The organism is Hydrogenophaga sp. NFH-34 (assembly GCF_021401345.1).
Taxonomy (GTDB): domain Bacteria; phylum Pseudomonadota; class Gammaproteobacteria; order Burkholderiales; family Burkholderiaceae_C; genus Hydrogenophaga; species Hydrogenophaga electricum.
In genome coordinates, this window is the sequence record NZ_JACBGE010000070.1 from 1 (window position 1) to 555 (window position 555).

Genomic DNA, 555 nt, shown 5'->3' on the forward strand with positions numbered 1-555 from the left:
GCCGTGGGCAACGACCGTGCCAGCATGATGGGGGGCAACTACCCGGGTGCGGGCATCACCCACGGGCCCAACATGACTTTCGGTTTCCTCACGGGCAACCACATCGCCGACACGGCAGGAGCACGCGCATGAACCTCCCGCAAACCGCGATTCGGCAACGCGCAGGCATGGCAGCGGCCTGAACGGACACAGCTTCAAGGAGACGAGATGAACGGCATCAGAGACAGGGGCGCGCCCCTGCCGGCGGAGCCCTGCCTGTCAGCCGCGCGGGCAGCGTGTTTGACAGGGATTCCTGAACCCGGCAACGCACCGCGGGAGGCAGCAGCCCCGTGCGGGCGGCTGGTCAAAGAAAGCCTGCACAGGGCGCGCCATTGCCGGCGGATGGCGCCGCAGGGTTTGCAACGAAAGGAGACAAGCGCATGTTGACGATCAACTTGTTCAACGGTCTGGTGTACGGGTCATTGCTGATCGTGATGTGCTCGGGGCTGGCGTTGATCTACGGGCTGCGGCGGGTGGTGAACTTTGCGCACGGCTCGCTGTACATGCTGGGGGCCT

Annotated in this window: 1 protein-coding gene; it reads left to right on the forward strand. The window is 65.2% G+C overall.

Annotated features, from left to right (window positions below; translation table 11 throughout):
• Positions 1-419: 419 nt before the first annotated feature.
• On the forward strand, positions 420-555 hold a 136-nt coding region (locus L0977_RS25510), incomplete at its 3' end, for an ABC transporter permease subunit (RefSeq protein WP_442786673.1).